Raw genomic sequence first — 5,676 nt, 5'->3', positions numbered from 1 at the left:
AAGTTTTGAAGGGCAAATCTGCTTTTAATTTATCATCTTTCCCAAATTACCATTACATTGACCGTAGCCGAAGCCAACACAACATTTCAGCTACAGCTCTAAGAATATGCTTCTAAGCGAAACCAACGCATAAGGCACACGCAGCCATCACTACAATTAACTAAGTAAACAAATTACCACCATACGCCCGCAGCCTTCAATATACCTACGACGCACACGGACGTACCCACAGCAGACAGACCGCCAGTGGTACCCAGAGTATTGCCACTACGATGCCGAACACTGCCTAATCGAAGTTCGTATCGAAAACAGAATCATTCTGTACGATATGGATAGGTATAACATGTTTTAGCCCGACGAAAATAGCCAATAGATACGGTAGTTAAAATTCAAAATCTCACCTATTTTTTATGGGATAAATTAAAAATTATTCAGGAAGCGGTGTCGGGTGAACGGCTCTGCGTATACGTCTATACTGATGCAGAAGATTACGCACTACCGGCTGGCATTAATAGGAACTCAAACATTAACATAATATATATTCCATTGTTATTTTCAAATTAAGAAAGCTGTTATTAATCAAAAAAATATTTAAATTAAATTGCATATATTGCTAAGTATAAATATTAATAATTGTTATAGTATTCGATTTTTACATCTAATACATAATTTTAGTTATTATTGTTGCATATTTGTATAAATAACGCTTTAATTTTTTATTTTAAATTAGTTTAAATAACAATTTAATTTGCATTAATTGATTATTTTTGATATTATTCTTTCGCGGTTGAGATTGGTGTAAATCTTCCCGAAGAGGATGATAATACTAAAGAATTTATTTTATAAATATCTTTATCTCATCGTTAATTATTAAATTATAATAAATTAATAATTATATAATAATTTAACAGAAAATAAAGTGAGGAAAATTAAATGATAAATATAACTAAACCTTGTAAAGTCGTTAAAACAAAATATCCCATTGTGCTCGTGCATGGTTTATTTGGCTTTGATCGGATTATGGGTTATCCCTATTTCTTCAATATTGCTGAATCTTTAAGAAAACTGGGTTGTGAAGTTTATACTGCTGCTGTTTCTGCAACCAATACTACCGAAACCCGTGGTGAACAGTTGCTGACAGAAGTGAAGCAGATACTGGCAAAAACCTGTGCTAAAAAGGTCAATCTTATTGGACATAGCCAGGGTGCGCCTACCAGCCGTTATGTGGCTGCTCTTCATCCGGAGCTGGTGGCATCTGTAACTTCTGTAAATGGTGTGAATTTTGGTTCCGAAATTGCAGATTTGATGCTGGATATTCTTGCTGGGAAGATTGTAGGTGAAACTGCTGATCTGATTGTTGAATCATTCATGAAATTTATCAGTTTATTCAGTACCAAACCTTTGCTGCCACAGGATTTTGAAGGTTCACTGAAAAGTTTGTCTACTGCAGGTACAAATGAGTTCAATAAAAAGTATCCACAAGGTCTTCCAAAAACTTGGGGTGGACAGGGTAAAGAGCTGGAAACCAATGGTGTTTACTATTACTCTTGGAGTGGTATTATCAAATCAAATGTGGTCAATGAAGGTGTAAATACTCTGGATCCATCACATGCTATTTTGGTTGCCTTAAGTGCTTTATTTACTAAAGAACGCAACCAGAATGATGGTTTGGTTGGCCGTTATTGTACTCATTTGGGTAAAGTTATCCGTTCTGACTATCAGATGGATCACTTAGATGCAATCAATCAAATTGCAGGTGCTCATCCGACTACACCAGATCCAGTCAGCATTTATTTGGATCATGCTGCACGTTTGAAATCTAAAGGTCTGTAATTTAGATTCAATATACTGAGAATAATAACTATAAGTATATTTTGGATTGATAAACTGTCTTGAACAAGTGAAGTAGTATCAAAGCTTACTTGTCTGCAAGGACTGAATCCTGTGAATAACAGGATTCAGTTTTTTTATATGTGTACTTTCTGAAAAGAATGCGCAATCAGGCTGAATAAAAGTGGAGTTATTCTGTAACTAAAGTATTTGGTTTGGTTAGTTCCAATATGTGGCATTCAAATTTCTTCACTATATATTAAATAAATATTAGAAATTATGAGAGATGGATGTGATGTATACAGGTTAACATTAACTAAAATGTAAATGTCAAAATATATTAACCCTATATGTATATTATATGTTAATATTATGATTATGTTTATAAAGGTTAATTTATTATGAAATCTATTCATCCTCCATCGAAACTTAAAGCCTTACTGCTGGGTGTGCTAAGTTCTTTATCAGTTTATAGTATGGCTGCAGTAACGATATGCCCTGCTATAGATGGCTGCGAGTTTAATCCTTCTGAAAATAATAGTAATAAAATAGTTATTGCTGCGGGTCAATACCGGAATGGCATACCTACTGTAGAGGAATTTAAAAAATTATTTAATGAAGATGATGTTCCTGGGGATACATATCTTCGAAATTTGACTGTGCTTAATATTGGCTATATACCTGAATCAACAACTTTAGGACAGCAGGTGGAATTTTCGCCAAACACTGAAATTATCATTGATTCATCGTTTTTGAATAATGCTGAATATGGACCATTTAGACAGGATATTGAATATACAGGGGTTCGTTTCAATTCAGAAAAAGGTACTACAAAATTTGTGATACCGAAGGGCGTTCATTTTAGTTTGCAGGGTCAGCCAAAAGAATTAGAGTTTGGTATTACTGGCGTGAGTCTAGATGGCGGTTATTTAAATTCAAATGCGGATTTTTCTATTACTGCGCCAAATTCTAATGCTTATGATATTGGATGGGGTACAGCAGACATTTCTAATTCTGTAATTAATCTTGGCAAAAATAGTGATTTTTCCACAGCAATTAATTTAGGTGGTGAATATGATAATAAAGAAGCGGTAACTAATATAAATAATTTAGAAATAGATGGGGCTGGTTATGGAAATGGTGGTATTGCGTTGGCAGGATTTGGTAATAAGAATATTAGAGCCAATGTTACTAATACGAAAATAAATCTTACCAATCCGTTCAGCGAAGCTTTCTTTTTCAATAATGGTGGAATCATTGATGTTGCAAATAGTAAAGTACAGGCTGGAATAGGTATAGCCTTACAATCTACTCAGGATTACGCCTCTGAAAATCTATTCAATATAAAAAATAGTAGCCTGACTGGCCAAAATGCACTACTTGGTGTTAATGACCACCGATATTATCCCGCAGATGCGACGGAGGATGATGCTATAGGTGATGCTGATGTGGCTGCGCTTCAGCCCTTTACCTTAACTGCAGATAATTCAACGTTAGCAGGACGAGTTTATATCGATCAAGATCCATCTCTGGCACCTAAGATTACATTTAATCTAAATAATGGTACATCATGGCTGATTAACGGTAATAGTGTACTTGATGAACTGAATATCCATGATTCGACTGTTTCTTTCAGCAACGATGGGAAATTCAAAACACTAAAGATTAATGGCGATTTAACTGGTAATAATAGCCAGTTTAATATGAATACCAGTCTGGCTGATGGCAAATCAGATAAAATAGAAATTCACGGTCAGGTACATGGCCAGCATAGAATCAGTGTGTCTGATAGTCGCAAACGCCCCAAAACACCGAATGGACAAGTGACGCTGGTGGAGTCTGAGGGTGGTGATGGTTCCTTTTCTATGGTGCAGCCCTATGTTGATGCGGGTAAGTATCGTTATTTCTTCCATCAGAATGGCAATAATTGGATTCTGAGTAATGATAATGGTGCTGCTTCATCTGGTGGCAGCCATTATGGACCGCAGTATGAAATCAGTGATTTTGCTAATTCATTGATCAGTATGCGCCAGGCAGCGAACCAGTATATTTATCAGATGCAAGAACCGTTAAATACACGTTTTATGCGCCGTAAAGATCAGTCTGTTGCTAATAATCTGTGGCTGGACAGTAATTATGCCAATAACCATTTCGATAGTGTGGGTACTAATGATGGATTGGCTACTTCAGGCTTTAAACAAAAATCTTATAGTCTGCAATTAGGTTATGATCATCTGCTGCCGCTGGGAAATGAAAACAATCAGATATATCTAGGGGGGGTGGTAGGCCAAGGCCATTCCAGTGTGGATTTTTATGGCAACTATAAAAATGGTAACCTGAAGGCGCTGACAGCAGGAATTTATGCTGGCTGGAACCATACCAGCGGCTGGTTTGCTGATGCTGCCTATCGTTACAGCCATTTAAAAGCCAGTGCCAGCAAGATGGATAACACAACATGGCATAGTAATAGTTTTAGTGCAGATGTTGGTAAAGATTTTTCCTTGGCAGATAAGTGGGTAGTTACGCCTAAAGCTGGTATGACATTCGGACGTTTGTCTGGAGATGCATACAACAGTAGTACCACTTTTTACCGTAGCCAGCTTGGGGCGGCAGTTAGAGCTTCAGTAGCTCTGAATAAAATAACGCTTCATCCATATGCAGGTGCTTACTGGTTGCATGATAAGAACAGTTTGGGACATGCTTTTGTAGATGACAGTAATATGCGTATTGCCGGCGCAGGTAATAGTGGTTTGTATGAAGCTGGTCTGGGTATGGACTTTAATACGAGTAATCATGCAGATTTAAAACTGGATTACGCCAATGGTCAGCATACAGAGCAGAAGTTTGGCATCAATCTGAATTATCGTTATTCGTGGTAAGCCATTATATTTTTGTTAATGCGCCGGTTTTCCGGCGCATTTTTTATTGAGCCAGATATATTTGTAAAGGTAGCTTCTGCTGGTGTAGAACTGCACGTATGGGCATATCGTTAATATTTTTGCCGGCAAGTGCTTGTTCTAATACCTGCTGCTGTTTTTTCCCGTTTAATTGCAGATATAAATGGCGGCTGTTTAGGATAACCGGTAAGGTCAGTGAAATACGATCATGAGGGGCGGTAAGAGGTTTCATATCGATTACCAGTCTGTCAGATTGCATGTCTATTCCTTTATACAGATTTTCTGCATGCGGAAACAATGATGCAGTATGACCGTCATCGCCCATTCCCAAAACCAATGCATCAATAGGTAAGGGTAGTGATTGCTGAAGGCGTGTCTGAATTTCATCCACGCCATCATAAGGATTTTCAGCAATAGTTTTGAGGCTAATGAAATGCGCGTCCTTTGCTTTATTTTGTAATAAATGGGTATGAATTAGACGCTCATTACTGTCTTCGTGATGTTTGTCTACCCAACGTTCATCAACAAGGGTTATATAAACTTGATTCCACGCTATCTGTGCCTGACTGAGAATCTGAAAGAGTTCAACAGGTGTCGGGCCTCCAGATACTGCCAGTGAGGCTTTACTGCGCAAATTAATTGCATCTTGCAGGTTGGCAGTAATGGCTGTGGCCAATGCTGTATTCATTGCATTAGGGGTGTCAAAAAGATGTAACTGATACATGCTTGCCTCCGATAATAATGGATATGCATTCGGTTTTATTACAAATTTCTTTTTTCTTTTATCAAATAAATATTATTTGCTTTCAATTGGTTAATAAGTTGTGTTTGCGGATAATTATTGTTAAAGGTCAATATTGTTTGTGATAAATAACGGTATGGTCTTTATTAGAATATTTGATTTTGTAGTGAGTTGAGATTGATTACTGCAACTGTCGTTTTTTTTTTT

At 36.9% G+C, this 5,676-nt stretch carries 3 protein-coding genes; 2 read left to right on the top strand and 1 reads right to left on the bottom strand.

Features of this window, described 5'->3' with window-relative positions; translation table 11 throughout:
- Positions 1-933 precede the first annotated feature (933 nt).
- Together J3U75_RS09155 and J3U75_RS09150 are read left to right on the top strand one after the other, a co-directional pair.
- Positions 934-1,833: a lipase family alpha/beta hydrolase gene (locus J3U75_RS09155; RefSeq protein ID WP_100141403.1), complete on the top strand. Its 900-nt coding sequence runs from the start codon at positions 934-936 to the stop codon at positions 1,831-1,833.
- A 398-nt stretch (positions 1,834-2,231) separates the two neighbouring features.
- Positions 2,232-4,709, top strand: a complete 2,478-nt coding sequence (locus J3U75_RS09150) for an autotransporter outer membrane beta-barrel domain-containing protein (RefSeq protein ID WP_267391650.1) — start codon at positions 2,232-2,234, stop codon at positions 4,707-4,709.
- 43 nt (positions 4,710-4,752) lie between these two features.
- Here J3U75_RS09150 and pgl read toward each other — a convergent pair whose 3' ends face one another.
- Positions 4,753-5,451 (bottom strand): 6-phosphogluconolactonase, encoded by a 699-nt coding sequence (pgl, locus tag J3U75_RS09145; RefSeq protein ID WP_100151976.1) that lies wholly within the window; start codon positions 5,449-5,451, stop codon positions 4,753-4,755.
- Positions 5,452-5,676 lie beyond the last annotated feature (225 nt).

The sequence above is a fragment of the Snodgrassella sp. B3088 genome (genome assembly GCF_026535815.1).
In the GTDB taxonomy this organism is placed as follows: Bacteria; Pseudomonadota; Gammaproteobacteria; order Burkholderiales; family Neisseriaceae; genus Snodgrassella; species Snodgrassella alvi_E.
The sequence above is the reverse complement of the archived record's forward strand: the minus strand, read 5'-3'. Positions and strand labels throughout refer to the sequence as shown.